This window comes from Citrobacter portucalensis, from assembly GCF_002042885.1.
Taxonomy (GTDB): domain Bacteria; phylum Pseudomonadota; class Gammaproteobacteria; order Enterobacterales; family Enterobacteriaceae; genus Citrobacter; species Citrobacter portucalensis.
On sequence record NZ_MVFY01000002.1, the window covers coordinates 148,518 to 175,261 of the forward strand.

A 26,744-nucleotide genomic window follows, 5' to 3' on the forward strand; every position below is an offset into this window, starting at 1 on the left:
CGTGAAACAACAGATACAACTTCGTCGGCGTGAAGCCGACGAGACAGCCGAGCTGCCTGATGACTTGCCGCCATTGTTGCGTCGTTTATACGCCAGTCGCGGTGTACGTAGCGCGCAGGAGCTTGAGCGTAGCGTCAAAGGAATGCTGCCGTGGCAGCATTTAAACGGTGTCGAAAAGGCGGTTGAGATCCTCTACAGCGCCTTTCGTGCGGGAACTCGCATCATCGTTGTTGGCGATTTCGATGCCGATGGCGCGACCAGCACGGCGCTAAGCATCCTGGCGATGCGCGCGTTGGGCTGCAGTAACGTTGACTACCTGGTGCCAAATCGTTTTGAGGACGGTTATGGTTTAAGCCCGGAAGTCGTTGATCAGGCCCATGCCCGTGGTGCTCAGCTGATTGTCACCGTAGACAACGGCATCTCGTCTCACGCGGGTGTCGAACATGCCAGAACGTTGGGGATCCCGGTCGTTGTGACCGATCACCACCTGCCAGGGGATACGCTGCCGGGCGCGGAGGCGATCATCAATCCTAACCTGCACGACTGTGAGTTCCCGTCGAAATCGCTGGCAGGCGTTGGTGTAGCCTTCTATCTGATGCTGGCGCTGCGCACTTTCCTGCGTGACAAAGGCTGGTTTGATGAGCGAGGCATTGCACCGCCGAACCTGGCGGATTTGCTCGATCTGGTTGCGCTTGGCACGGTGGCGGACGTAGTACCGCTGGATGCCAATAACCGCATTCTGACGTGGCAAGGCTTAAGCCGTATCCGTGCTGGAAAATGCCGCCCTGGTATCAAAGCGCTGCTGGAGATTTCCAATCGCGACCCCCTAAAGCTGGCAGCCAGTGATTTAGGTTTTGCCCTCGGGCCACGGCTGAATGCGGCGGGGCGTCTGGACGATATGTCCGTTGGCGTAGCGCTGTTGCTGTGCGACAACATTGGTGAAGCGCGCGTGCTGGCCAATGAGCTGGACGCACTCAACCAGACGCGCAAAGAAATTGAGCAGGGTATGCAGGCAGAAGCGCTGACCCTGTGTGAAAAGCTGGAACGCAGTAGCGATACGCTACCGGGCGGTCTGGCGATGTATCATCCCGAGTGGCATCAGGGCGTTGTGGGGATTCTGGCATCGCGTATTAAAGAGCGATTCCATCGCCCGGTGATAGCGTTTGCCCCGGCAGGTGACGGTACTCTTAAAGGCTCCGGGCGTTCGATTCAGGGGCTGCACATGCGCGATGCGCTGGAGCGCCTGGACACCCTTTATCCGGGCATGATCCTCAAGTTTGGCGGTCACGCCATGGCTGCGGGCTTATCGCTTGAAGAGGCGCAGTTTGAGCGTTTCCAGCAGCGTTTTGGCGAACTGGTAACCGAGTGGTTGGATCCCGCCTTACTGCAAGGTGAAGTGGTGTCGGATGGCCCACTGAACGCGTCGGAGATGACCATGGAGGTCGCACAAATGCTGCGCGATGCCGGACCGTGGGGGCAAATGTTCCCGGAACCGCTGTTTGACGGGCATTTCCGTTTGCTCCAGCAGCGTCTGGTCGGTGAGCGTCATCTGAAGGTGATGGTCGAGCCTGTTGGCGGCGGCCCACTGCTGGACGGTATTGCGTTTAACGTCGATACCACCTGCTGGCCGGACAACGGCGTGCGCGAAGTTCAGCTTGCCTACAAACTGGATATTAACGAGTTTCGCGGCAACCGTAGTTTGCAGATTATAATCGACAATATCTGGCCACTTTAGCGTCACTAATCGCTATAAAAAAGGGCGTGGATTAGTTACAATCCCGCTCTTATCACCGCATTTTGACTAGTCCAATAAAAGAAATCAGACAATGTTTGAAATTAATCCGGTAAATAACCGCATTCAGGACCTCACGGAGCGCTCTGACGTTCTTAGGGGGTATCTTTGACTATGATGCCAAGAAAGAGCGTCTGGAAGAAGTAAACGCCGAGCTGGAACAGCCGGACGTATGGAACGAACCCGAACGCGCGCAGGCGCTGGGTAAAGAGCGTTCTTCTCTTGAAGCCATCGTTGATACGCTCGATCAGATGAGCCAGGGCCTGGAAGATGTCTCCGGCCTGCTGGAACTGGCTGTAGAAGCCGACGACGAAGAAACCTTTAACGAAGCCGTAGCAGAACTCGACACGCTGGAAGATAAACTGGCCCAGCTGGAATTCCGTCGTATGTTCTCCGGTGAATATGACAGCGCAGATTGCTATCTCGATATTCAGGCAGGTTCTGGCGGTACGGAAGCGCAGGACTGGGCAAGCATGCTGATGCGCATGTATCTGCGTTGGGCTGAAGCGCGCGGCTTTAAGACTGAAATTATTGAAGAGTCTGAAGGTGAAGTGGCGGGTATTAAATCCGTGACCATCAGAATTGCTGGCGAATATGCGTACGGTTGGCTGCGTACTGAAACCGGCGTACACCGTCTGGTTCGTAAGAGTCCGTTCGACTCCGGCGGACGTCGCCATACGTCGTTCAGTTCTGCGTTTGTTTATCCGGAAGTTGATGATGATATTGATATCGATATCAACCCGGCGGATCTGCGTATTGACGTTTACCGTGCCTCTGGTGCGGGTGGTCAGCACGTTAACCGTACGGAATCTGCGGTGCGTATTACCCACATCCCGACTGGGATTGTGACGCAGTGTCAGAACGACCGTTCCCAGCACAAGAACAAAGACCAGGCCATGAAGCAGATGAAAGCGAAGCTTTATGAACTGGAAATGCAGAAGAAGAATGCCGAGAAACAGGCGATGGAAGACAACAAGTCAGATATCGGCTGGGGTAGCCAGATTCGTTCTTATGTCCTTGATGACTCCCGCATCAAAGATCTGCGTACCGGGGTTGAAACCCGTAACACGCAGGCGGTGCTGGATGGCAGCCTGGATCAATTTATCGAAGCAAGTTTGAAAGCAGGGTTATGAGGAACCAAAATGTCTGAACAACACGTACAGGGCGCTGACGCGGTAGCCGACCTTAACAATGAACTGAAAACGCGCCGTGAGAAGCTGGCGAGCCTGCGTGAGCAGGGGATCCCGTTCCCGAACGATTTCCGTCGCGATCATACCTCAGACCAACTGCATGCTGACTTCGACGCGAAAGAAAACGAAGAGCTGGAAGCGCTGAACATTGAGGTATCCGTTGCTGGCCGTATGATGACCCGTCGTATTATGGGTAAAGCATCATTCGTTACGCTGCAGGACGTTGGCGGCCGTATTCAGCTGTACGTTGCTCGCGATGACCTGCCTGAAGGCGTCTACAACGAGCAGTTCAAAAAATGGGATCTGGGCGATATCCTCGGCGCGAAAGGTAAGTTGTTCAAGACCAAGACCGGTGAGTTGTCTATTCACTGCACCGAACTGCGTCTGCTGACCAAAGCGCTGCGCCCGCTGCCGGACAAATTCCACGGTCTGCAGGATCAGGAAGCCCGCTATCGTCAACGTTACCTGGATCTCATCTCTAACGATGAATCCCGCAATACCTTTAAAGTGCGTTCACAAATTATGGCTGGCATCCGTCAGTTCATGGTTGCTCGTGGCTTTATGGAAGTGGAAACCCCGATGATGCAGGTGATCCCTGGCGGTGCCGCTGCGCGTCCGTTCATCACCCATCATAACGCGCTGGATCTGGATATGTACCTGCGTATCGCGCCGGAACTGTACCTCAAGCGTCTGGTGGTTGGCGGCTTCGAACGCGTATTCGAAATTAACCGTAACTTCCGTAACGAAGGCATCTCTGTTCGCCATAACCCAGAGTTCACCATGATGGAACTCTACATGGCTTATGCGGACTACAAAGATCTGATCGAACTGACCGAATCGCTGTTCCGTACGCTGGCGCAGAACGTTCTGGGAACGACTGAAGTGCCTTACGGTGAAGAAGTCTTCGACTTCGGTAAGCCGTTCGAAAAACTGACCATGCGCGAAGCGATTCAGAAATACCGTCCGGAAACCAACATGGCCGATCTGGATAACTTCGACTCTGCAAAAGCGATTGCTGAATCTATCGGCATCAAAGTTGAGAAGAGCTGGGGTCTGGGCCGTATCGTGACCGAGATCTTTGAAGAAGTTGCGGAAGCGCACCTGATTCAACCGACCTTCATTACCGAGTACCCGGCAGAAGTTTCTCCGCTGGCGCGTCGTAATGACGAAAACCCGGAAATCACTGACCGCTTCGAATTCTTCATCGGCGGACGTGAAATCGGTAACGGTTTCAGCGAGCTGAACGATGCGGAAGATCAGGCGCAGCGTTTCCAGGATCAGGTTAACGCTAAAGATGCGGGTGATGACGAAGCAATGTTCTATGACGAAGACTACGTTACCGCTCTGGAACACGGTCTGCCGCCGACTGCGGGTCTGGGCATTGGTATCGACCGTATGGTTATGCTGTTCACCAACAGCCACACTATCCGCGACGTGATCCTGTTCCCGGCGATGCGCCCGGTTAAGTAAGGTGTGAAATGCCGGATGGCGGCTGACGCCTTATCCGGCCTACGATTCGTTATGTAGGCCAGATAAGCGTAGCGCCATCAGGCAATAATTTGTTGGCAGTAATTCCGCAACAGCGCACGCGCTTCTTTGTCTGCAACCTGCATTACCATCCACGGGCTAAAAGCCCACGGCGTCGCGTCAATCCCGCTTAAGACATCCTCAAGACTGCTCCACTGGCAATCCATCACTTCATCTGGGTTTAGCTGTAGCGGACTCACGATATGTGCGGCATAAACCGGGCACACTTCGTTTTCCACAATTCCACTCGGGTCTGTAGCGCGATAACGAAAGTCAGCATACACGGGGCTGAGCGAGTCGATGTCTGCACCCAGTTCGAAGCGAGCCCGGCGGACAATAGCGGCTTCGTGGGTTTCACCCAACTGCGGGTGACCACAGACAGAGTTGGTCCAGACGCCAGGCCAGGCTTTTTTGTGCAGCGAGCGGCGGGTGACCAGCAGTTGGCCCAGCTCGTTAAATATCCAGCACGAGAAAGCGGAATGCAGGGGGGTTGTGGCGGTATGCGCCGCATATTTTTCCAGCGTTCCGCAGGGTTGGTCCTGCTCATTCAATAAAATGACATGTTCCTGTCGCATAGCGTCCACCATCAATCTTAAGCATCCATATTATATGCTTAATTAAGTCAGATTGATTAACAGAGGGTGTGAAATGCCAGGGCCGACGGTTCGTTGCGCGATATGATTTGGCATCCGGTTTCTGGCTGCTATGATAAAGCGTCTGAAAATGTTGCGAGGTATTGTTTTGAGTGCAGGACGCCTGAAGAAAAATGGCCTGGGTATCGTGATGTTGCTGTGCGTCGGTCTGCTGTTAGCAGGGTGTTCCGGGAGCAAGTCGTCTGATACAGGAAGTTATTCCGGCTCCGTGTATACCGTGAAGCGGGGGGATACGCTATACCGTATTTCGCGCGCTACCGGGACCAGCGTGAAAGAGATCGCCCGCCTGAATAATATTTCACCGCCCTATACCATTGAAGTAGGGCAAAAACTGAAGGTCAGCGGTGGCGCGAAAACCAGTTCTAACTCTGGCAAAACAACCAAGAAATCCTCAACCAAAACGGCAGCGGTCAGACCGTCTTCGTCCGTACCGCAGTCTTCCTGGCCTCCGGTAGGGCAACGTTGCTGGCTGTGGCCTGCCAGCGGTAAGGTGATCCTGCCTTATTCAACCGCGGACGGCGGCAACAAGGGCATTGATATCTCGGCTGCGCGCGGTACACCGATTTATGCCGCCGGCGCCGGGAAGGTGGTTTACGTCGGTAATCAGCTGCGGGGCTATGGTAATCTCATCATGATTAAGCACAGTGAGGACTACATCACTGCGTATGCGCATAATGACACCATGCTGGTGAACAACGGTCAAAACGTGAAGGCCGGGCAGAAAATCGCAACGATGGGCAGCTCGGATGCGACTACGGTGCGGCTGCATTTCCAAATCCGCTACCGGGCGACGGCTATCGATCCGCTGCGTTATTTGCCGCCGCAGGGCAGTAAGCCAAAATGCTGACGGTGATTTAATCGCCAGTCAGTCGGTTAGTCCCTTGCCAAGAAGAGCGTAAGGTTTATAATCCCTTACGCACTTCGATGCGGGCGTAGTTCAATGGTAGAACGAGAGCTTCCCAAGCTCTATACGAGGGTTCGATTCCCTTCGCCCGCTCCACGACACTTCTTGAAGTTCAATAACTTACTGAATCCTAAGGGATACGGCTTAAAGCCTTCCGATAGTTTTACTCACTGTAACCAACACTGTGACTAACTTTGTTGAAGTAGTGAGCAGACCTAAGGTCTCAGTACATGCTCAACTCAAGAACCTACCTTTATCAGCGTAATGGTGTCTTTTACATCCGTCTTAGGATGAAGACCACTGGTCGCCTGACCGCTTCGCTTCCTTCTCACAACCGTTATAAACTAGCGTCAGTATCACTACGGACTAAGGACAGACGCATCGCTATGGCTCACTCCAGGCACATCAAGTCAGCACTTAAAGCAATCCACGCAGACAACCCTAACGCCTCTTATGAGGAGCTACGGGAGCACCTGAAGACCATTGTCGAGTGGGAACTTAGTGTCAGCCGTGATGACCTTAACGACCCGGAGTCCTACCAGCTTTACGTTGACCAGTACGACGACATCAAGTCCAACCTTCGGGAAGCTGTAGCGACTGAGCGTCTGACTGTAGACCAGCATCGCTATATCAATGACGTTATCGGTGTACTTAAAGCCTGTCAGGATAGACTCAAGGGCGATAACTCTGGCCTGTTGTCTTACCTTGAGCCTGAGACTGGCAGTCTAAGACCGTCCGTCTCCCTATCTGTATCATCGGAGCCTGAAGTCCCCGAACCTAAAGCTCTGACCCTCGCGTCTCTCATTGAGCAGTACGAGCAGGAGAACGCCCAGAACTGGAAGCCAGCGACCCTAAGCGAGAACCGAGCGTCTCACTCTACGTTAATCGAGATATTCGACTATCTGGATATTCAGGATGTCGGCAAGGCGACCCGTGCAGATATGCTTAGGGTCCGTGAAGTCCTCCAACTGTTACCGAAGAACCGCAAGCAACGTTTTAAGGCTATGCCGCTGTCTGACCTGCTGAACCGGGAGTCTAAGACTGACTGTTTGGATGTCGTTACCATCAACAATAAATACCTTATCAAGATGGCTGCTGTCTTTAAGTGGGCGGTACGCAACGACCTGATAGCTAAGAACCTGACAGAAGGTCTTGAGCTGAAAGTCCCGCAGCGTAAAGCCTCAGACGCTCGTGATGCGTTCAGTCCTGAGCAGGTAGGGCAACTACTGGTCGCCGCTAAAGCGTACTCTCAGAAGACCTCAGGTAAACCATATCATTATTACGTCACTGCTCTGGCTGCGATTACAGGTGCGAGACTTAACGAGGTGGCCCAACTTCAGGTCAAAGACGTCAGGACCACTGAGGCTGGGACCGTGTATATCCATATCAACGAAGACGATAGCAGCCTACCGGGTAAAAGTATTAAGAACGCTCATAGCGACCGCTGTGTCCCGCTGGTCGATGGCGCTTATGGTTTTGTATTGGCTGACTTTATGTCGCTTGTGGAAGACCGTAGAAAGACTGCGGGTGATAATGCTATGGTATTCGATGGCCTCAAGCTGATGAAGAATGGCTACGGTGAGCAGGTGAGCAAATGGTTTAACAGAACGTTGCTGCCTAAAGTCCTCGCTGACCGTAGCGGCTTAGCGTTCCACTCATTCAGACATACAGTGGCGACCCAGTTAAAACAACACGGGGTCGAGTTAGCGTATGCTCAGGCGATTATGGGTCATAGCTCAGGGTCAATAACTTACGACCGTTACGCGAAAGAGGTCGAGGTAGATAGATTGGTTAATGTGATGGCTGATGTTTATAAGGAGACTTTAGTAAATGGCTGAGTATTATCCGGCGGTGTTTGAAGCAGAGGCTTTTAATTGTCCTCACTGTGGTGTATATGCCCGTCAGTTCTGGCGTAGGATGTATGGAAGTGCGCGTGAGTTGGCGCAAAGGACAACTGAGTTCCGAATGTCAACATGCTCTCATTGCGGTGATGATGCTTATTGGTATGACGGCAATATGATTATTCCGGCGGCTGGCAATGTTGAACTACCAAATCCAGATATGCCAGATAACTGCAAGTCCGACTATATGGAAGCCCGAAGCATCATTAATCTGTCTCCTAAAGGGGCAGCTGCACTCCTTCGTCTTTGCCTTCAGAAGCTAATGGTCCACTTAGGCGAGCCGGGAGAAAACATTAATAAAGACATCCGGTCACTCGTCCAGAAAGGACTACCTGTACGCATCCAGCAGGCGGCAGATATCTGTCGTATTGTCGGCAATCAGGCGGTCCATCCCGGAGAGATTAGTCTTGATGATGACCCGCAGTTGGCACACGGTCTCTTTAAGCTGCTGAACATTATTGTCGATGACCGAATCACGAGACCGAAAGAAATTGAGGCTATGTTCCAGAGTATGCCTGAAGGTCCACGTCAAGGTATTGAGAATCAGGACAGACAGGCGAGGGAGCAGCAGCAGGCCGCTAACGAATAACCCCTCACTATAGGGGAAGGGGACTTAACTATCACTATAGGGAGAGACCATAAGTCACCAGCCTGCTGGCATTCTCCGACACACATACATTCATTTAGTCTCAGGCTTCCGATAGCGGACCGATTGGAAACCATCCGCAGACGCCTAGTGTTAAATCACCTTGGCCTGAGACCATTCTCTTTTAATGTAGGTTATCTTCCCTTTTGACAGGCAGGGAGCAGAAGACCACATCCGACTTTAAGTTGGCTCTGTGATAATCGCTGCGCGGATAACTGAAGAACCAAGACATCATTGCTGAGGTCTGCCATCCATTTGTGGACAGGCGGAAACTCAAAGAGGTTAGACCAGTGGTGGTGTCTGGGTTGACCTTGAGTCCTGACCAGCAGGCTGGAGGAGACCATGAGTTTATCTTGTTATGGATTGTGTTTATCACAATTCCAATAAGAAGAACTTTAAGTCCAGCCTCCAGTCCTGTCAGCCCGAAGTAAACTATGGTCGCTATGATGTGGTCTCCATGCTTCGGGTCTAACTGGAGGTCAGATTATGGCCTTATCAGGTAGCACATCTTATACCCTCACTATAGGGAATGGACCCTTAGCTATCACTATAGGGACCATACATTCCGCCTCTGGTCTTGATGCGTCAAGTTATGCGGAAGCTCTCCCGACATTAAGTCTTTCTCCTAAGTAAGCAAGGCCAGCAATCCGCCTCTGTCAGACCTCCTGTATCGACCTCCAGCTCGTTAGCGTTCTTTAGTCGTCTCATTGGCTTAAGTCTATCACCGCTCACCATCTGGAGTCCTTACAGCTCGTCCTGACATGCGGCCTGCAACCTTCGTCTCTATGGTCGAAGAACTTAACGCGCTCAAAACTGAGCAGTCCTCAAAAGAGGAAAATTTCCTTTTATTAGCCGCTATGGTCATCTCTGGTCTTCACACGACCTCATCAATCCTCAAGTCTTTCTGTATGTCTCCTGTTGCCTGTGAGTCTCCCTATCGTTGGGGGCTTGAGTAGGCTTTCAGGGTGTGACTTCAGGAGACATAACAAAAGGAGTACAACGATATGTCAAAGCTTAACGCTAACCACATCATCTACATCGATGGTCAACCATTCAAAGCGAATGAGGACGGGATGTGGAACCTGACCGAAATCTGGAAGACCCTGGAGCTGCATCGCGGGAAGTCTCCCTCCGAGTGGAGGACCAAAGACGCTAAGCGTTTCTCTACCGTCCCGCAAAAAATGCGGTCCGCTCGTAATGAGCTGGGTCATGATTATATTCTGGCTGACAAGCAAGTGACCATGAAGTATGCCGGATGGGTCTCTCATGATTTCGAGGACATGGTCTACGCTGCCTTTGAAGCTGTTCTGGCAATGCCTGAAGTCCAGACCGTTGTCGTTAACAAGATGGTTGAGCTGGGCTATCACGCCGAAGCTGAGCTACTGGAGCGACACTCTAACGCTGACCGAGACTACGCCCATCACCAGATGTCTACCCTGTTTAGCAAAGCGGACGGACGCAAGCCTGAGCGACTGTATAAGGCTGTTAAAGCTGGTCACATGACCAAAGGTATGGCGCTGAGTCTCATCCCTACAGGGAGCGTCTGGGCGTCCCGAGTGGAGGGACTCTAAGATGATTGACCCACGCACACCTGAGGGTCGCATGACTCTCCGTTACCGTGGCTACCGGACTGAAGTCCTCCTGAAGGAGCTAGGTCTGGACCCAGAAGACGAGACCCGCCAGCACCAATCCCGAGACGAGCTAATAGCCCAACTGGTCGCTATGAAACTGCCGTCAGCTAGCAAGCTAGCACCAGCACACCGTTAGTAGCTCACCTACTCAATACCTAATTTTAAACCTTTTGAGATGACCGATGCGGGGAGACGCCGCAGGACTAAACACGCCTGTAGCAGACCGATAGTCTCAACTCTCAAGAGGAGAATTACCTATGATGTTCAACAACAACAACTGGAAGCTGTCAGTCACCGACATCAACCTTTATGAAAACACTGTGAGTCTGGACGGTCAGCCATACCCGTTGTCGCTCGCTATCAAGACCCTCATTCCGGGCTACTTGTCAGGCCTGCCGTCTACCAGCCGCGAGGCAATGGAGCTGTTAGAGGCTCTGGCTGAAGCTGGCGTGACCATTGGTAACTTCATGTCCAACGACCTGATGACCGCCTACCAACGCCGCCAGATGAATAAGCGTGTCGAGGCTGAGCGTATCGCTAAAGAGCTGGCGTCTCAGAAAGAGCGTACCCGCGAAATGTTCATGACCGAAGACGAATGGCAGAAAGAGTTACAGCGCCGCGAACAGGTCAAAGCTGAACGCCGGACCTATGGTGAGAACCTCCGCAGTGCTACCCATTCCGCTGGTCGCTCCCGTGCCGCTATCGTCGCTGACCTTGAGTCAGGCGGTAACTGGATGGACAGCCTGTAAGACATACGCACACACAAATGGTCCTGACCTAATGTTGGGACCCACAGTATCTAAACTAATTTAGGAGATTGATTATTATGACAACTATTAAAGACGCTTACCAGTTCGGCATTGAACCAGTACGAATCACCGACACCGACAACATTCAGGTTAACGAAGGTCTGCCAACCAATGCTGACCCACAGGTTTACGCTCTGCGTTTAGCCCAGACCGTTAAGGCTATGCTGAACGGTGTGCTGAAGTCCGCTCAGGAGAACATCCCGTTCCCTGTAGAAGTCCTGCCGACCCGTAACAGCTTACCGACGCCAATCATTGCTCACACTCTGGCTGACCGCTCTGTGGTCGTTCCTGTCCGTGGTGGTAAGCGACCTGAAGTCGTTACCGTTCCGTCCGGTCAGGAGATTGTGGTCGAACCGATTGAACAGGCTATTCTCATCTCTGAGCAGACTAAACTGTGGGACGCTAAGTCGACTACTGGTTTCACTCAGGGGACGCTCCAACAAGATGCGTTGAACATTTGTGAGAATGTGGTCCGTACCATTAACTCTAAGATGGTTGACGTTCTGGAGTCCTCTAAGCTGTTGAAGACAGTAGAGCTTCCGGTTCTAACTGGCAGTCTGACCGCTAAGGCTGACGCTATCATGGATGCCCTGTATGAGAACACCGAGCCTTCTTTCGGTTCTGAGGTTACTGATTATGGACTCATCGCCCATGAGTCACACCTCAAGGCTCTCTCCCGTCTTGCTGCTAAGCAGGGCTTCGGTGGTGAAGACGCTATCGTCGATATGCTGGGGACAGACATCGCCTATTACAACGGTGAAGACCGTGGTGTGTTCATGATGGCTAAACGCTTCACGGCTCTGAGCTTCGGTTGCTTCCGTCACGATGGCGAGAACATTACTGTGGTCCTGTCCCGAGATGGCAACACCCAGTCTCACGACCTTGAGATTCTCGGTAAGGTCTTCGTGGTCGCTGAGGCTGCAACGACTGTAAAGATGGGGACTGGTAGCGCTGCTGCTGTCCTGCCTGTAGTCAAACGCCTGAGCTTTACCAAGACAAGCTAACTAACAATAACGACTATTGGTCAGACTTCCGTAACTGGATGTCTGGCCTTTATTTTGTACTAGTGATCTAGTTCATGGGTACGGAGGGAGGAGGACCTAATGGACCTACACAAAGTCTATCTCGGGGTCTTCCTGCTGAAGTTAGCGCTTGTTGTTTGGCTGATGGCTATTAGACGATGAGTTTTGACTGAAAAATGTGAGACCCTATCTAATACAATGAGCCTGACGATTTACCCCATAGCCCGACCCTCAGTCAGACCAAAGGGCCGGGTAGTCCGTGACCGTGTTCTATTCCTTTTGTGGGAATGTTACGTACTTCAAGTCTTGACCTTCAGCCTCTCCACGTGTAACCATCACTGTAACCACTGGATTCATCAATCTTTAAGAAACAAGAAGTTAGCTAGTTGTCCTCGGCTCCCTTCGCCCGCTCCAAAAATTCTCTCCCTGTAGTTAATCCTTAAAAACGTTAGATAGCGACACCGGAATCCGGTGGCAGCGTGCTGTTACCTTCACCCAGATTACGTTGTAGCAATACCGTGTCGAGCCATAGCCCATGTTTGAAGCCAATGTTTTTCAGTGTGCCGATTTGCGTAAATCCGGCCTGCTGATGGACTTTTAACGATCCCTGATTATTGCTGTCGCCGACGATGGCAATCAGTTGCCGATAACCCTGTGCTTCAGCCCAGCCAATCACATGACGCAGTAAGGCTTTTCCTACACCCTGACGCTGAGCCGTTGGAGCAATATAAATCGAATCCTCAAGGGTATAGCGGTAGGCATAGCGCTCGCGGTAGCGGGTGAGGTAGCAATACCCGATGACCTTATCTTCCTGCAGAGCGACGACCCACGGCAGCCCGAGGCTGCGGATTTTTTCCAGACGAGCAAGCATCTCGTGTGCATCCGGCGGGTCGGTTTCAAAGCTGCCGGTACCGTGAAGAACATGATGTGCATAGATATCGCGTATGGTGAGGATGTGCTTTTCTTCTGCGTTAACGATTTTCATTGACCGGCTCCCATTGGCGTCTTTGCCCAGATTACCTGAAAGACTGAGGGGAAGGTAAGTGCAAAAAATTATGCTTCTATCAGTTGCTTGTAATGCAAATAGGCTTGCATATTGTAAGGGGAAATAATTGATTGTGGTTGATATTGTCAATAGTACGCAAGGTTGGTAAATATATTAACAGGTAGAGTAATACACAATTATTCACGCACGTATTTGATTGAGTTTCCAAATACCAATTATGGTAGGTTTCGAAAAATGATAAATAAAGTTGTTTGATTTCAACGCATTGTTACTGTATCTAATTCTTCTTGCGCCTGTACCCTTATTTTCATTTCATTGGCCCTGTTTGAGCCCTAAAAATTAAGTTATATTTTGTTGTTAGCAGAGAGCCTATTATCAGATTTTTCTCTATTCACCTCTCAAAATAGTTACCATGCAAACAGTTGCGCGGTGTAGCTATGCTAACCAGCAATAGTAAGCATCGTCACATGATGTCACCGGGCAAACTTTGTTTAAATCCAGAATTCAATCCCAAGAGTATTAGGATTATTTAGTCTAAAATACTTTTTTGCCTAAGACTTTTCTTATTGCGTAGCCACGAACTACATGGAGTGATAAAATTCCCGAGTTTATGCCTCCTGTCCAACGATTAGAGGACGCGGTGCGGGTAGTCAATAAGACGAAAGAATTAATTGCTTCATAACCCTATTACGAAATAAGCGGCAGTGCATCTTACATGGTCGGCAACTGTCATGGATTGACCGTAACTTATTGAAAACGCTTATTTTTACTCTGATGTAAGATATAAGGGCAGATATGTTCAGTATGCGTCGACATGCCAACTTCATTAAACGTTTTAAGTCTGTAAGCTGTTTATTTACGGCAAGCATTCTTTTCCCTATGCAAATCTCTGCTGCGGTATCAGATTATGATGCTTTGGTTATTGAAGCGCGGGGGGGGAATAGTGCGCCACTATTGCGCTACCTTGAGGATCAGGGAAAGAAAAGTGCGCTAACGCCAAATCAGGTTGCCGACTGGCTGCAAGTTTCTGGTTGGGTTGAGAACAACGATAAAACAACCATTCAAATCTGGCAGCGGTATCGTGGGCAGATGGATGTGCCTGCGCGCGGCAAAGTCGCCGCTGCACGTGCGTACCGTAACCAGAAAAACTGGAATGATTCATTGGCGGTGTGGGAAAGCGTTTTACAGGAAGAGCCTGATAACGTGGATGTACGCACCGGCTGGATAATGACGTTGGCGGATGCGCGCTACAACCAACAAGCCCTTACTGAAGCGAATAAATGGGCGCAGGCGCATCCGGGCGCAGACTCCGACGCACTGCTTGCCTACGTATATCATTCTCAGGGGAAAAACTGGGATGCACTGTTGGTTGCCAGCCAGGCGGATGATGTTGATCCAGGCAACAAAAATGCAAAATCCACGCTGCTATCTGCGCTGTCGGCGAACCGCGTTTCCGGACCCGCTTTAAATATGGCTGAGGTCGTTCCCACGGCTGATCCAGTGAAGCGCCGTCTTGAGCTTGATGCGGCGGCTGAAATGGTACGCTCCTCCTATACGTCCGCACGTAATGAAGAAGAACGGTTTATCGTGGCCGATAAAGCGCTGGCCCGTTATGACCAGTTGCTGGCGGCCTGGAAAGATGAGCCGTCTGCGCAGAATGATGTCCGTCGGGCGAGAATTGACCGTATGGGTGCCCTGTTGGTGCGTAAGCGTACTGCCGAAGTGATTGATGAGTATGAATCCCTTTCTGCAAGCGGCGAAGTACCAAACTATGCAAAACGCTGGGTGGCATCAGCATGGTTAAGCGAACGCCAGCCGGAAAAAACCGAAGCGATGCTGGCGAGCATCTACTACCCGAATGGACCTATCCCGGTGACGCCGCTCAGTCCTGAGGATCAACAAGATCTGTTCTACGCGCACATTGATAATGAAAACTTCGATGCTGCCAAAAAACAAGTCGATGATTTGATCAAAGAGAGTCCGTATCTGCGGCGTATCTATGGCTCGCCAACGCCGCAGCCTAACGATAACTGGCTGCTCGGACAGTCGCTACTGACGCAATATCATATCGCTGCCAATGAACTGCCAGAGGCAGAAAAGCTCGCAGAGCATCTGGCACGAACAGGCTCTGGTAACCAGGGATTGCGCATATCTTATGCCTCTGTGCTTGAAGCGCGTGGATTGCCGCATGCGGCGGAGAAAGAGCTTAAGCTGGCGGAAGTCATTGAGCCAAGCAACCTGGAGCTGGAACGTCAGCAGGCTTACGTTGCGCTGGATCTCCAGGAGTGGAAACAGGCAGATGAACTGACGGATGACGTTATTGCCCGTAGCCCGGATGATGAAGCGACGCTGCGCCTCGCGCGTATTCGTGATGTCCACAAAATGTCGGAAGTGCGCATTAGCGGTACGCAGGGGATCTCGTCCGATAGCCCGGTCAGCGGTAAGAATGACTTCAACATCAACACGGCTATTTACAGTCCGCCGATTAATGACAACTGGCGACTGTTTACCGGATTCAACTTTGCTACCGGTGAATTTGAGGAAGGGAAGGGCATCAGCCGCGATCTGGCGGCGGGGGCAGAATGGACTTCCCGTGATTACTGGGCGGAAATGGAAGTGTCTGGCCGAAATTATGGCGATGGTCAGAAGATTGGCGGGCGTCTATCCGGCTGGCATGACTTTAATGACAACTGGCGCGTTGGTGGGTCGGCCGAGCGCCTCTCTCGCAATACCCCGTTGCGCGCGCTGCGTAGTGGCGTGTATGCCAACGGCGGCGATATGTTTGTTCGCTGGTATCAAAACGAACGACGTGAATATCAACTGTCGTTTGCCGCATCACATTTCTCGGACGGTAACGATCGCATCGAATATGGACTCAGCGGAAAAGAGCGCATGTGGACCACGCCGCGCTTCACGCTGGACTTTACGCCGGGTATCGGCGGGAGCACCAACACCAAAGAAAATGTTCCGTATTACAACCCGAAGAGTGATTTTTCGGTTGTCCCTGGCCTGAGCGCAGAGCAGGTTCTTTACCGCCACTATGATACCGTCTGGACGCAGCAAGGCCTGGCAGGCGTAGGTGGCTACTGGCAGCAAGGTGAAGATGCAGGTGCTATCGTCCAGGTGGGATACGGCCAACGGCTTAAATGGAACAACGTCGTAGATGGCGGGGTGATGCTGATTTGGGATAAACGCCCCTATGACGGTAAACGTGAGCGGAATATCTCCCTCGCTTTCGATTTAAATGTCAGGTTTTAAGGATTGTTCATGCTGAAAAGATGCCTGTGGCTTAGCGCATTAATCGCTGGCTGGTTGATGATTACCGCGTGCAGCAGCGCGCACAATACAACGCCTCGCTATGTTCCTCCCGCAGAGAGAACACCGCTGACGGCGGATCATCCGTGGCCGAAAAATAGCTTTCTGGTGCTCGGCTACCATGATGTGGAGGATGGTGCAGCCGACCAGCGCTACCTCTCTGTGCGTACCAGCGCGTTGAGCGACCAAATGGCCTGGCTGCGTGATAATGGCTATCAGCCGATCAGCGTGCAGCAAATTCTGGACGCCCATGACGGTAAAATTGTACTGCCGGAAAAAGCGGTATTACTCACCTTTGACGACGGATATAGCAGTTTTTATACCCGCGTCTGGCCATTGCTGAAAGCCTACAACTGGCCTGCACTCTGGGCACCAGTAGGCAGTTGGGTTGATGCGCCAGCCAACAAAAAAGTCGATTTTGGCGGCTTAATGACCGCGCGAGACAAATTCGCCACCTGGAAAATGGTCGAAGAAATGGGCAAGTCGCCGTTGGTAGAAGTCGGTGCGCACACCTGGAACTCGCACTTTGGCGCTGAGGCCAACCCGCAGGGGAGTAAAGAGCCCGCTGTGGCGAACCGCCTGTATGATAAGAAAACCGGCACTTACGAAACGGACGAACAGTACACGCGACGTATAAACACGGATATCTCTCTGATCACTAACAAGATCAAAGCGGTGACCGGCAAATCGCCGCGCGCGTGGGTATGGCCTTACGGCGCAGCCAACGGTACAACGTTAAACCTGGCCAAAGAGCATGGCTATAAGATGGCCTTTACGCTTAATGAAGGGTTGGCAAATGCCGCGTTTCTCGATGATATTCCGCGCGTGCTGATTTCTGATAACCCATCCCTTAAGCGCTTTGCCAGTCAGGTCGCTCAGGTCCGTGAACCACAGACGATGCGCGTGATGCATGTCGATCTGGATTACGTGTATGACAAAGACCCTGCTCAGCAGAAGCGAAATATCGATAAGCTGATCCAGCGCGTTTATGACATGCGTATTTCTCATGTCTTCCTGCAGGCGTACGCCGATCCGCAGGGCGACGGGAATATTCGCGAACTCTATTTCCCCAACCGCTGGCTGCCGATGCGTGCCGATCTCTTTAACTATATCTCCTGGCAGTTACAAACGCGGGCAGGGGTGACGGTGTATGCCTGGATGCCGGTTCTGGCTTTCGATCTCGACGCGTCCATTCCACGCGTAACCGCATGGGATCCGAAAACGGGACGCACTGCTATCAATCACGAGAACTATGTTCGTCTCTCGCCCTGGGACAGCGAAGCGCGCAAACGCATCACTGAAATCTATGAAGACCTGGCGAAGCACGCCAGCTTCAAAGGTATTTTGTTCCATGACGATGCTTTCCTGACGGATTTTGAAGATGCGTCACCGGAGGCGTTAGCCGCCTACCGTGCCGCAGGGCTTCCGGGCAGTATCGAGCAAATACGTAATAATCCTCAGGCGTTCGAGCGCTGGACTCGCCTGAAAAGTAAGATGCTGATTGACTTCACCAAACAACTGACCCGGACGGTGCGTAATATTCGCGGTCCACAGGTGCAAACTGCGCGCAATATTTACGCCATGCCGGTACTGGAGCCTGAAAGTGAAGCCTGGTTTGCACAAAACCTGAATGATTTCCTCAATACCTATGACTGGACGGCGCCGATGGCGATGCCATTCATGGAACAGATCCCGGCCAATGATGCCAACGCATGGCTTGACCGACTGGTGAATGCCGTTGCACAAACCCCTGGGGCGCTGGATAAAACCGTGTTTGAACTGCAGGCACGAGACTGGCGTAAATCCGGGGATCAGGCTGAAATCAGCGGAAAACAAATAGCCGAATGGATGCGCCAGCTGAAATTAAGCGGTGCAGGTAACTACGGCTATTACCCGGATGATTTCATCAGCGACAAACCTGAGATGTCAGAGATTCGCTCGACGTTCTCCTCATACTGGTATCCGCAAAAATGACCGATCGCATTATTGCTTTCCTGATACTTTGTCTGATGTTCAGCCTGCCGTTTGGCGTGGCTGTCATCTTTACAGGTGAAGTGATGTTGAACTTCGTCTTCTTCTGGCCATTGTTCATGTCTGCTTTGTGGATAAGCGGCGGGGTCTATTTCTGGTTTTACCGTGAACGTCACTGGAAATGGGGAGATGACACGCCACCACCAACCCTGCCGGGGAATCCACTGGTTTCCATTCTGATCCCCTGTTTTAACGAAGGGATCAACGCGCGTGAAACCATTGAGGCAGCACTGGCACAGCGATATAAGAATATCGAAGTGATCGCCATCAACGATGGCTCGACGGATGACACTCACGACGTGCTGGAACAACTGGCAGTGGAATACCCCAGCCTGCGGGTGATTCATCTGGCTGAAAACCAGGGTAAAGCGCTGGCGCTCAAGACCGGTGCAGCCGCTGCGCGCAGTGATTACCTGGTGTGCATTGATGGCGATGCGTTACTGGATCGTGATGCCGTTGCCTATATTGTGGCTCCTCTGATCCAGTTCCCGCGCGTTGGTGCAGTGACGGGGAACCCGCGTATTCGAACCCGCTCTACGTTAATCGGTCGTGTGCAGGTCGGTGAGTTCTCTTCCATTATCGGCTTAATTAAGCGTACTCAGCGAGTCTATGGGCAGATCTTTACCGTTTCCGGCGTAGTTGCGGCGTTTCGCCGTCGCGCGTTGGCCGAGGTCGGTTACTGGAGCCCGGACATGATCACCGAAGATATCGATATCAGTTGGAAGCTGCAATTGCGCCACTGGTCGGTATTCTTTGAGCCGCGCGCACTGTGCTGGATCCTGATGCCTGAAACATTAAAAGGGCTATGGAAGCAGCGTTTGCGCTGGGCGCAGGGTGGTGCAGAGGTGTTTATCGTTAACATGCGTCGTCTGTGGTCGTGGGAGTTCCGTCGCATGTGGCCGCTGTTTCTTGAGTTCTGTTTTTCTACCGCCTGGTCGTTTGCCTATGCGATCAGTATCGTGCTGTTCCTGTTAGGACTGATGATCCCGATGCCGGACTCGCTGTATGTACAGCATCTTTTCCCGCCAGCCTTTACTGGGCTTATCCTCGGCGTGGTGTGCTTGCTGCAGTTTGCGGTGAGCCTGATGATTGAACGACGCTATGAAAAAGGCATTGGCGCCTCGTTGTTCTGGATTATCTGGTTCCCGGTGGTGTACTGGATGCTAAGCCTGTTCACCACGCTGGTCGCGTTCCCGAAAGTGATGCTCAAACGTAAACGTGGCAGAGCGCGTTGGGTGAGTCCTGACCGCGGTATTGGGAGGATCGAATCATGAACCAGCCACTGATCTTCACGGAGCGGCGTTTGCTGCCGCGCATCATCGATGTGTTGTTGACGGCCATCGCATGGGTTGGATTTATCTATTTGATCTATAAAGGGCTGATCACAGCCCTGGCGCATTCACCGTATATGGGTGTGCGACCCTTTTTCACCACGCTGGATACGGTCACGTTTTATATCCTTGTCGCCCTGGTCAACGGCCTGGTGCTGATTGGCTGGGCGAAGTACAACCAGTTTCGTTTTCGGGTCGAACGCCGCAGTCGCAGACCCGGGCTTGAAGACCATGAGCTGGCAGAAAGTTTGCGTATTACCCGGGAGCTGGTTACGGAACTGAACAAGGCGAGGGTGCTGACGGTCCACCATCATGAGAATGGCGAAATCAGTCATATCGATGTGGACAGGGATATTGCCGATAACCGCCTCCCGCCGCCGACGCCTGCGATGCTGGAGTATTTGCCGCCAGAGCCGCAGCCGTCGATACAGAAAAAGCCTGAATGATATTTCTGCTTTCAGCCGCTTCCTTCAGCCTCGCATAGGTCTATGATTAGACCCAGACAATAAAAAAATGCGAGGCAATGTCGTGGATAAGGAACTACTGGATGCAGGTTACCGGGCCTATACCGGCGAGAAGATTGACGTCTACTTCAACACGGCGATGTGTCAGCATTCGGGCAATTGCGTGCGGGGAAGCGCGAAGCTGTTTAACCTGAAACGTAAACCGTGGATTATTCCGGATGAAGTGGACGTTGCCACGGTCATCAAGGTCATCGATACCTGTCCGAGCGGTGCGCTGAAATATCGCCAAAAATGAGTGAGGGAAGCATGGAAATTCTTGCAGGCCATAACAAGTTTTATGTCAATGATGCTGAGGGCAACCAGGTTGCCGAGATTGTTTTCGTGCCGACGGGCGAGCATCTGAGCATCATTGAACATACCGATGTTGATCCCAGCCTGAAAGGTCAGGGCGTCGGCAAACAGCTGGTGGCGAAAGTGGTAGAGAAGATGCGCGCTGAAAACCGCAAAGTTATTCCGCTGTGCCCGTTTGCCAAACATGAATTTGATAAAACCCGCGAGTACGACGATATCCGCGCCTGATTATCTTATATGCACCGGAAGGTATAACAGCCATCCGGTGCATCACGCCCGATGCAGTAAATCCTGATAAATCCCCGTCAGTATCCCTTGTGGGCCAAACTCTTTTTTAATCCACTGAGTGACACGACCGGTTGCCGAATGCTGGGTTGCCAAAAGCATTCGTGAATCCTGACGTGGGTTGTGGATCTGCCGTGTCACCAGCAACGACTTTTCCATCGCCTCGCGCACCATATAGTCTGGCAGAAAACCGATGCCCTCCCCCAGGATCTGGCACTGGCACTTGGTATTAAAATCGGGAACCAGAATCGACTCTTGACCGTGTAACAGCCAACCGACTTTTTTGTTGATGGTGTGTGCGGTGTCTTCCACCATGATGTTCGGGTACAGGCGCAGTTGGCTCTCAGAGATGGGTTCAGGCATAAACGCCAGCGGATGATCCGGGGCAATCGCGAACGACCAACGGATCGCGCCGATCTCGGTGTAATCAATTCCGCCGCCGTCCAGTAATGTATCGGGCGCGCCAATCGCGATATTGGCCAGGTTATTGATGATCGAATCCCAGACGCCGTTATACACCTCTGTAGTGACGGTTATCTGGCAGGTTGGAAACTGTTTCTTGAGTACCTGCAGCAGCCTCGCCGTATGTTGAGGGGTATACAACAGCTGGTTAATGCAGATGCGCACCCGAGCCTCAATTCCCTGAGCGATGGTATCAATGCTGCGCTTGATGGCGTGGAAATCGTTGAGCAGGTCGGTCGCCTTGCGAAACAGGTAACGCCCGGACTCGGTCAACTCAATGCTGCGAGTACTGCGGGTAAACAGCACCACGTCGAGACCCATTTCCATGCGCTTAATGGTGTAACTAATTGCCGATGTGGTTAAGCCAAGCTCCTCCGCCGCCTTGCTGAAACTGCTATAGCGGGCAGCCATCGTAAATGCCAGTAGGTTTTCCTCGGTAAATATTGAATTCATCTTTCTCCCCTCCGGCGACAATGCGCATCCGCAACACGATGATTGTTGAATGTATTTGTAATCCTTATACAGAGCAATCAGTTTTGAACAGAATTTAACACTAGTTTTACATTTGATTTGAAGGCAATCACACTTCTGTATTTTAATTGCAGGCCGCTATCCGTGCAGCATACTGCCTGATTTCCCGGACTACTGATTAGTGGCTAAAAGGGCCCCAGCCATAAGGGAAAGATTGCACTACAGCACGTTTTGTTCTCATTGTTAAAATTGATTCAATAATCGATGCGCTAACGATGAATGAAATTTAAGCGGATGTTATTCTCTGCACTCTATTGCTATTCTCAGGTTATCGGATATTTAAAAAGTCTAAAAAACTGCAGGAGAGCGATTATGTCAGAGAAAGAACTCATTACTGAATTTCTGCTGGCGGCAGAGCAGGGCAATGCCGATGGATTAAAATCCTGTCTGGCAAAAAATGTGGATATTAACGCCACCAACCGCCAGGGGCGTACTGCCATTATTATTGCCAGCCTGAATAAACATTATGACTGTGTTTCTTTATTGATTGCTGCGGGTGCCGATATTAATAAACAAGATCAAACTTGTTTTAACCCTTTCCTGATTAGCTGCCTGACTAATGATTTAACGCTGTTGCGTACGGTATTACCGGCTGACCCCGACCTCAATTGCCTGAGCCGTTTTGGCGGCGTTGGTATTACACCAGCCAGCGAAAAAGGTCATGTCGAGATCGTGCGCGAGCTGCTGCTGCGTACCGATATCAATGTCAACCATACTAATTTTGTTGGCTGGACGCCGCTCCTGGAAGCCATCGTGCTAAATGACGGCGGTGCGAAGCAGCAGGAGATCGTTAAGCTGCTGCTCGACCATGGCGCAAACCCGCACATGACGGATAAATACGGTAAAACCCCGCTGGAACTGGCGCGAGAGAAAGGGTACCACGAAATTGCCGAGCTGCTGATTGCGGCCGGAGCCTGACACAGGAGCGCCATTATCGCTACGCCATCACGGCGATGCGTACGGGCGCTAACCGCAGACAGCGCGTTTCTCACTTTCCGGGGAACGGGACGGGTTGAACAGGTTTTTTCCCACGCGGTAAACCTGTTGATACCCGAACAGCAGCGGCTGCTGACGTTACTGAGTGAAGATTGTGATAACGCACCTAACAGCTGTCGGTTGGCGCTGACGCATTGTGAAGACCTGTTTCACCCCGGTGAGCGGGTCAATTTTAGCGGGTCGGGAATAGTTGTTGGCAATGATAAATGGATAGAAACCGCCGGTTGCCAGCTGTGGCGAATACCACGGTGGACATCTGATGCAGCAAGCCTTGCCGCAGTCGGCTGGCAGCACTGGGAAGAGGTTATCCGCCAACAGCTAACAAGCGACGACACATTATTTCTGTACCGGGGTGACAATCCGTTTTATCAGGAAATCACCCGTCAATTACTCAACCGCCGACAAACATTACTGACGGCGTTGCGTACAGGAGAAAATATTACTACGGCGGTCAGCCATTTAATTGGTTTGGGGATAGGGCTGACGCCCTCATCGGATGATTATTTAGTAGGCTTAAGCACCATTTTATTTATTCCCGGATATCCGCTGAGGAAATATAGAGATGATTTTTTAGCGGCATTGCCACGTGCAGGAAATAATACAACGCTACTTAGCAAAATAACGCTAGAGGAAGCATTTAATCAGCGTTATCGGGAAAGCATCGGACGGCTGCTGAACCAATTTATTACTGAGCAACAACCCGTTTCTACGCAATATATTACTGACATTAAAAATATCGGCTCAAGTTCTGGCTGCGACATGCTGTATGGCATGGCGGATGCCTGCGCCCTGAGCCACAGGTCCGGAGGGAATTATGTCAATCAGGATAGTTGTTAAAAAGAACACGTATTTTGATTCTGTCTCACTGATGTCTATCTCCACGCGCGCAAATAAGCTCGATGGCGTTGAGCAGGCGTTTGTGGCTATGGCGACAGAGATGAATAAGGGCGTGCTGAAGAATCTCGGCCTGCTGACGCCTGAACTGGAAGAGGCGAAAAGTGGCGATCTGATGATTGTCATTAAAGGCGCCAGCGAGGCGGCGAACGACCAGACGCTGATGGCGATTGACGATCTGTTTACGCATAAAGAGCAGGGGGGCCAGCATGAATCGCGCTATGCCACGCTTGCCAGCGCGAAGAAGCATGTTCCTGAGAGCAATCTGGCGGTGATCTCAGTCAATGGCCTGTTTGCCGCGCGTGAAGCGCGCCAGGCGCTGCAAAATAACCTCAATGTGATGCTGTTCTCTGACAACGTCTCTCTTGAGGACGAGCTGGCGCTTAAGCAGCTGGCGCATGAAAAAGGACTGTTGATGATGGGGCCAGATTGCGGAACCGCCATCATTAACGGCGCGGCGCTGTGTTTTGGCAACGCGGTGCGTCGCGGCAACATCGGAATTATTGGTGCCTCCGGTACCGGTAGCCAGGAGCTGAGCGTACGCATTCACGAGTTTGGCGGCGGAATTTCCCAGTTGATTGGCACAGGTGGACGCGATCTGAGTGAAAAGATTGGCGGCCTGATGATGCTTGACGCGATTGGCATGCTGGAGGCCGATCCGCAAACTGAGATCATCGCACTTATCTCCAAACCGCCTGCGCCAGCGGTGGTGCGCAAGGTGCTGGAACGTGCGCGCGCCTGTCATAAGCCCGTGGTGGTGTGTTTCCTCGGACGTGAAGCCGCGCCTGCGGATGAAAAAGGCCTACAGTTTGCCCGCGGTACTAAAGAGGCGGCGTTGAAAGCGGTACTGCTGACCGGCGTGAAAAAAGAGAGTCTGGATCTACATCCGCTCAACTGGCCGCTGATTGAAGAGGTTCGCGCCCGTCTGACTCCACAGCAAAAGTACATCCGTGGCTTGTTCTGCGGCGGCACGTTGTGCGATGAGGCGATGTTTGCTGCCATGGAAAAACATGCCGAAGTTTACAGCAACATTCATCCGGATCCGGCGTTCCGCCTGAAAGATCTCAACCGCAGCGTGGCGCATACCTTCCTCGATTTCGGTGATGACGATTTTACCAATGGCAAACCGCACCCGATGATCGATCCCACCAACCGCATTAGTCGTCTGTTACAGGAAGCGCGCGATCCTGAAGTTGGCGTGATCGTGATGGACTTCGTCCTTGGATTTGGATCGCATGAAGATCCGGTTGGCGTGATGCTCGATGCGATCGTTGAAGCCAAAGCGATCGCCGTCGCAGACGGTCGTCCGCTTGAGATCCTCGGCTATGTGCTGGGAACCGATATTGATACGCCGTCGCTGGAAAAACAGTGTCAGATGCTGACCGACGCCGGGGTTATCTGGGCGAGCAGTAGCACCAACACCGGATTGCTGGCGCGTGAATTTATCTGTAAAGGGGAGGAAGCCTGATGAGCCAGACACTGTTTAACCAGCCGCTGAACGTGATTAACGTTGGCATCGCGATGTTCAGCGATGACCTGAAAAAGCAGAACGTACCGGTGACCCAGCTCGACTGGACGCCGCCGGGGCAGGGCAACATGCAGGTCGTGGCTGCGCTGGACGACATTGCCGATTCGCCGCTGGCAGACAAAATCGCGGCCGCTAACCAGCAGGCGCTGGAACGCATTATCCAGTCGCATCCGGTGCTGATTGGCTATGACCAGGCGATCAACGTCGTGCCGGGCATGACCCGTAACACCATCCTGCACGCCGGGCCGCCAATCCGCTGGGAAAAAATGTGCGGCGCAATGAAGGGGGCGGTAACCGGGGCGCTGGTCTTTGAAGGGCTGGCGAAAGATCTGGATGAAGCCGCCGAACTGGCCGCCTCGGGTGAAATCATCTTCTCTCCATGCCACGAGCATGACTGTGTCGGCTCGATGGCGGGCGTGACGTCGGCATCGATGTTTATGCACATCGTCGAGAACAAAACCTATGGCAACCGCGCATATACCAATATGAGCGAGCAGATGGCGAAGATCCTGCGTATGGGCGCGAACGATCAGAGCGTTATCGATCGTTTGAACTGGATGCGCGATGTGCTGGGACCGATGCTGCGCGACGCTATGAAACTGGCGGGCGAAATCGATCTGCGCCTGATGCTGGCGCAGGCATTGCACATGGGTGATGAGTGCCATAACCGCAACAACGCCGGGACGGCGCTGCTGATTCAGGCGCTGACGCCGTGGATTATTCAGACCGGCTATCCGGTTGAGCAGCAACGTGAGGTGTTCGAGTTCGTCCTCAGTAGTGATTACTTCTCCGGACCGACCTGGATGGCGATGTGTAAAGCCGCAATGGACGCTGCACACGGTATTGAATACAGCACCGTGGTGACGACGATGGCGCGCAATGGCGTTGAGTTCGGTCTGCGCATTAGTGGCTTACCGGGCCAGTGGTTTACCGGTCCGGCGCAGCAGGTGATTGGGCCGATGTTTGCGGGCTACAAGCCGGAAGATTCCGGACGTGATATCGGCGATAGCGCGATCACCGAAACCTACGGCATTGGCGGTTTCGCGATGGCGACGGCACCGGCCATCGTAGCGCTGGTGGGCGGTACGGTCGAAGAGGCCGTTGATTTCTCTCGCCAGATGCGAGAAATCACTCTCGGCGAAAACCCCAACGTCACCATTCCGCTGCTTGGTTTTATGGGCGTACCGACCGCTATTGATATTACGCGCGTAGGCAGCACCGGCATTCTGCCGGTGATCAACACCGCTATTGCGCACAAAGACGCGGGGATCGGCATGATCGGCGCCGGAATAGTTCACCCGCCGTTCGCCTGTTTTGAAAAGGCGATCCTCAACTGGCGCGACCGCTACTGCCAATAACAATAACCGGGGCTAACGCGGTTAGCCCCACAGTAGCGAAGCGAAAAACGTTGCTTACCTGCAGGGCTGGGCGATCTCCGCGATCGCAAATGATGCTTAACCTGTTAAGGATATTCC

22 protein-coding genes and 1 tRNA gene are annotated in these 26,744 nt (G+C 52.3%); 20 read left to right on the forward strand and 3 right to left on the reverse strand.

All coding sequences use genetic code 11. From position 1 onward, the window contains the following. Window position 1 precedes the first annotated feature (1 nt). The 3 genes from recJ to lysS all read left to right on the forward strand — a co-directional run bounded on the left by recJ (window position 2) and on the right by lysS (window position 4,452). On the forward strand, window positions 2-1,735 hold the full coding sequence (gene recJ / locus BZK40_RS03490) for a single-stranded-DNA-specific exonuclease RecJ (protein WP_079934163.1): 1,734 nt from the start codon (window positions 2-4) through the stop codon (window positions 1,733-1,735). A 91-nt stretch (window positions 1,736-1,826) separates the two neighbouring features. Beyond that, a protein-coding gene (gene prfB, locus BZK40_RS03495) for a peptide chain release factor 2 (RefSeq protein WP_100194817.1) occupies window positions 1,827-2,925 on the forward strand; the annotation gives its coding sequence in 2 pieces (ribosomal slippage) (window positions 1,827-1,901 and window positions 1,903-2,925; 1,098 coding nt in all). 9 nt (window positions 2,926-2,934) lie between these two features. Next, the gene (gene lysS / locus BZK40_RS03500; RefSeq protein WP_003026911.1) at window positions 2,935-4,452 is read left to right on the forward strand and encodes a lysine--tRNA ligase; all 1,518 of its coding nucleotides are present in this window, start codon (window positions 2,935-2,937) and stop codon (window positions 4,450-4,452) included. 77 nt (window positions 4,453-4,529) lie between these two features. Here lysS and idi read toward each other — a convergent pair whose 3' ends face one another. Then, complete coding sequence (idi, locus tag BZK40_RS03505) at window positions 4,530-5,084, reverse strand: isopentenyl-diphosphate Delta-isomerase (RefSeq protein ID WP_048215592.1); 555 nt, start codon at window positions 5,082-5,084, stop codon at window positions 4,530-4,532. 166 nt (window positions 5,085-5,250) lie between these two features. Here idi and actS point away from each other — a divergent pair, with 166 nt between their 5' ends. The 7 genes from actS to BZK40_RS03545 all read left to right on the forward strand — a co-directional run bounded on the left by actS (window position 5,251) and on the right by BZK40_RS03545 (window position 12,057). Continuing rightward, window positions 5,251-6,009, forward strand: coding sequence for an amidase activator ActS (actS, locus tag BZK40_RS03510; RefSeq protein WP_020996306.1), 759 nt, complete (start codon window positions 5,251-5,253; stop codon window positions 6,007-6,009). A gap of 79 nt (window positions 6,010-6,088) precedes the next feature. Then, window positions 6,089-6,162 (forward strand) — tRNA-Gly (locus tag BZK40_RS03515). A 134-nt stretch (window positions 6,163-6,296) separates the two neighbouring features. Further along, window positions 6,297-7,904, forward strand: a complete 1,608-nt coding sequence (locus BZK40_RS03520) for a site-specific integrase (RefSeq protein WP_079934164.1) — start codon at window positions 6,297-6,299, stop codon at window positions 7,902-7,904. After that, window positions 7,897-8,556: a DUF4145 domain-containing protein gene (locus tag BZK40_RS03525; RefSeq protein ID WP_000852869.1), complete on the forward strand. Its 660-nt coding sequence runs from the start codon at window positions 7,897-7,899 to the stop codon at window positions 8,554-8,556. Before BZK40_RS03520 ends, BZK40_RS03525 begins: the two co-directional genes overlap by 8 nt. Window positions 8,557-9,617: 1,061 nt before the next feature. Next, the gene (locus tag BZK40_RS03530) at window positions 9,618-10,184 is read left to right on the forward strand and encodes a hypothetical protein (RefSeq protein WP_079934165.1); all 567 of its coding nucleotides are present in this window, start codon (window positions 9,618-9,620) and stop codon (window positions 10,182-10,184) included. A 317-nt stretch (window positions 10,185-10,501) separates the two neighbouring features. Then, window positions 10,502-10,993 carry a hypothetical protein gene (locus tag BZK40_RS03540; RefSeq protein ID WP_079934167.1) on the forward strand — a complete coding sequence of 164 codons (492 nt, stop codon included), beginning with the start codon at window positions 10,502-10,504 and terminating at the stop codon, window positions 10,991-10,993. Between the two features lie 77 nt (window positions 10,994-11,070). Next, window positions 11,071-12,057 (forward strand): hypothetical protein, encoded by a 987-nt coding sequence (locus tag BZK40_RS03545; protein ID WP_079934168.1) that lies wholly within the window; start codon window positions 11,071-11,073, stop codon window positions 12,055-12,057. A gap of 466 nt (window positions 12,058-12,523) precedes the next feature. Here the strand turns inward: BZK40_RS03545 and BZK40_RS03550 are convergent, their stop codons facing one another. Further along, a complete protein-coding gene (locus BZK40_RS03550) occupies window positions 12,524-13,060 on the reverse strand; it encodes a GNAT family N-acetyltransferase (RefSeq protein ID WP_079934169.1) in 537 nt (178 codons plus the stop codon). A gap of 816 nt (window positions 13,061-13,876) precedes the next feature. Between BZK40_RS03550 and pgaA the strand changes: the two genes are divergently transcribed. The 6 genes from pgaA to BZK40_RS03580 all read left to right on the forward strand — a co-directional run bounded on the left by pgaA (window position 13,877) and on the right by BZK40_RS03580 (window position 20,801). Continuing rightward, on the forward strand, window positions 13,877-16,339 hold the full coding sequence (gene pgaA / locus BZK40_RS03555) for a poly-beta-1,6 N-acetyl-D-glucosamine export porin PgaA (RefSeq protein ID WP_057067439.1): 2,463 nt from the start codon (window positions 13,877-13,879) through the stop codon (window positions 16,337-16,339). 9 nt (window positions 16,340-16,348) lie between these two features. Further along, window positions 16,349-18,370: a poly-beta-1,6-N-acetyl-D-glucosamine N-deacetylase PgaB gene (pgaB, locus tag BZK40_RS03560; RefSeq protein ID WP_048215612.1), complete on the forward strand. Its 2,022-nt coding sequence runs from the start codon at window positions 16,349-16,351 to the stop codon at window positions 18,368-18,370. Then, complete coding sequence (gene pgaC / locus BZK40_RS03565; protein WP_003033859.1) at window positions 18,367-19,701, forward strand: poly-beta-1,6-N-acetyl-D-glucosamine synthase; 1,335 nt, start codon at window positions 18,367-18,369, stop codon at window positions 19,699-19,701. Before pgaB ends, pgaC begins: the two co-directional genes overlap by 4 nt. Then, window positions 19,698-20,204, forward strand: coding sequence for a poly-beta-1,6-N-acetyl-D-glucosamine biosynthesis protein PgaD (pgaD, locus tag BZK40_RS03570; protein WP_003825542.1), 507 nt, complete (start codon window positions 19,698-19,700; stop codon window positions 20,202-20,204). Before pgaC ends, pgaD begins: the two co-directional genes overlap by 4 nt. An 82-nt stretch (window positions 20,205-20,286) precedes the next feature. Further along, a complete protein-coding gene (gene yjdI / locus BZK40_RS03575) occupies window positions 20,287-20,517 on the forward strand; it encodes a 4Fe-4S mono-cluster protein YjdI (RefSeq protein WP_003825544.1) in 231 nt (76 codons plus the stop codon). An 11-nt stretch (window positions 20,518-20,528) separates the two neighbouring features. Continuing rightward, entirely contained in the window at window positions 20,529-20,801 is a 273-nt protein-coding gene (locus BZK40_RS03580) for a GNAT family N-acetyltransferase (RefSeq protein WP_003033869.1), read from the forward strand. 42 nt (window positions 20,802-20,843) lie between these two features. On the opposite strand, the gene BZK40_RS03585 is transcribed toward BZK40_RS03580, so the two are convergent. After that, window positions 20,844-21,773 (reverse strand): LysR substrate-binding domain-containing protein, encoded by a 930-nt coding sequence (locus BZK40_RS03585; RefSeq protein ID WP_003825551.1) that lies wholly within the window; start codon window positions 21,771-21,773, stop codon window positions 20,844-20,846. Window positions 21,774-22,163: 390 nt separating this feature from the next. Between BZK40_RS03585 and BZK40_RS03590 the strand changes: the two genes are divergently transcribed. Genes BZK40_RS03590 through BZK40_RS03605 form a run of 4 tightly spaced genes read left to right on the forward strand, consistent with a single transcriptional unit; the run spans window position 22,164 to window position 26,627 of the window. Further along, window positions 22,164-22,769 (forward strand): ankyrin repeat domain-containing protein, encoded by a 606-nt coding sequence (locus BZK40_RS03590; protein ID WP_008785731.1) that lies wholly within the window; start codon window positions 22,164-22,166, stop codon window positions 22,767-22,769. Between the two features lie 15 nt (window positions 22,770-22,784). Then, window positions 22,785-23,684 carry an oxamate carbamoyltransferase subunit AllH family protein gene (locus BZK40_RS03595; RefSeq protein WP_079934170.1) on the forward strand — a complete coding sequence of 300 codons (900 nt, stop codon included), beginning with the start codon at window positions 22,785-22,787 and terminating at the stop codon, window positions 23,682-23,684. After that, on the forward strand, window positions 23,662-25,209 hold the full coding sequence (fdrA, locus tag BZK40_RS03600) for an acyl-CoA synthetase FdrA (RefSeq protein ID WP_079934171.1): 1,548 nt from the start codon (window positions 23,662-23,664) through the stop codon (window positions 25,207-25,209). Before BZK40_RS03595 ends, fdrA begins: the two co-directional genes overlap by 23 nt. After that, complete coding sequence (locus BZK40_RS03605; RefSeq protein ID WP_008785728.1) at window positions 25,209-26,627, forward strand: YlbE family protein; 1,419 nt, start codon at window positions 25,209-25,211, stop codon at window positions 26,625-26,627. Before fdrA ends, BZK40_RS03605 begins: the two co-directional genes overlap by 1 nt. Window positions 26,628-26,744: the final 117 nt, after the last annotated feature.

Excerpts from the sequence above, each read along its gene's own strand:
- lysS (WP_003026911.1), top strand. The coding sequence starts at position 2,935 with ATGTCTGAACAACACGTACAGGGCGCTGACGCGGTAGCCGACCTTAAC.
- idi (WP_048215592.1), bottom strand. The coding sequence starts at position 5,084 with ATGCGACAGGAACATGTCATTTTATTGAATGAGCAGGACCAACCCTGC.
- BZK40_RS03520 (WP_079934164.1), top strand. The coding sequence starts at position 6,297 with ATGCTCAACTCAAGAACCTACCTTTATCAGCGTAATGGTGTCTTTTAC.
- BZK40_RS03525 (WP_000852869.1), top strand. The coding sequence starts at position 7,897 with ATGGCTGAGTATTATCCGGCGGTGTTTGAAGCAGAGGCTTTTAATTGT.
- BZK40_RS03530 (WP_079934165.1), top strand. The coding sequence starts at position 9,618 with ATGTCAAAGCTTAACGCTAACCACATCATCTACATCGATGGTCAACCA.
- BZK40_RS03540 (WP_079934167.1), top strand. The coding sequence starts at position 10,502 with ATGATGTTCAACAACAACAACTGGAAGCTGTCAGTCACCGACATCAAC.
- BZK40_RS03545 (WP_079934168.1), top strand. The coding sequence starts at position 11,071 with ATGACAACTATTAAAGACGCTTACCAGTTCGGCATTGAACCAGTACGA.
- BZK40_RS03550 (WP_079934169.1), bottom strand. The coding sequence starts at position 13,060 with ATGAAAATCGTTAACGCAGAAGAAAAGCACATCCTCACCATACGCGAT.
- pgaA (WP_057067439.1), top strand. The coding sequence starts at position 13,877 with ATGTTCAGTATGCGTCGACATGCCAACTTCATTAAACGTTTTAAGTCT.
- pgaB (WP_048215612.1), top strand. The coding sequence starts at position 16,349 with ATGCTGAAAAGATGCCTGTGGCTTAGCGCATTAATCGCTGGCTGGTTG.
- pgaC (WP_003033859.1), top strand. The coding sequence starts at position 18,367 with ATGACCGATCGCATTATTGCTTTCCTGATACTTTGTCTGATGTTCAGC.
- pgaD (WP_003825542.1), top strand. The coding sequence starts at position 19,698 with ATGAACCAGCCACTGATCTTCACGGAGCGGCGTTTGCTGCCGCGCATC.
- BZK40_RS03580 (WP_003033869.1), top strand. The coding sequence starts at position 20,529 with ATGGAAATTCTTGCAGGCCATAACAAGTTTTATGTCAATGATGCTGAG.
- BZK40_RS03585 (WP_003825551.1), bottom strand. The coding sequence starts at position 21,773 with ATGAATTCAATATTTACCGAGGAAAACCTACTGGCATTTACGATGGCT.
- BZK40_RS03590 (WP_008785731.1), top strand. The coding sequence starts at position 22,164 with ATGTCAGAGAAAGAACTCATTACTGAATTTCTGCTGGCGGCAGAGCAG.
- fdrA (WP_079934171.1), top strand. The coding sequence starts at position 23,662 with ATGTCAATCAGGATAGTTGTTAAAAAGAACACGTATTTTGATTCTGTC.
- BZK40_RS03605 (WP_008785728.1), top strand. The coding sequence starts at position 25,209 with ATGAGCCAGACACTGTTTAACCAGCCGCTGAACGTGATTAACGTTGGC.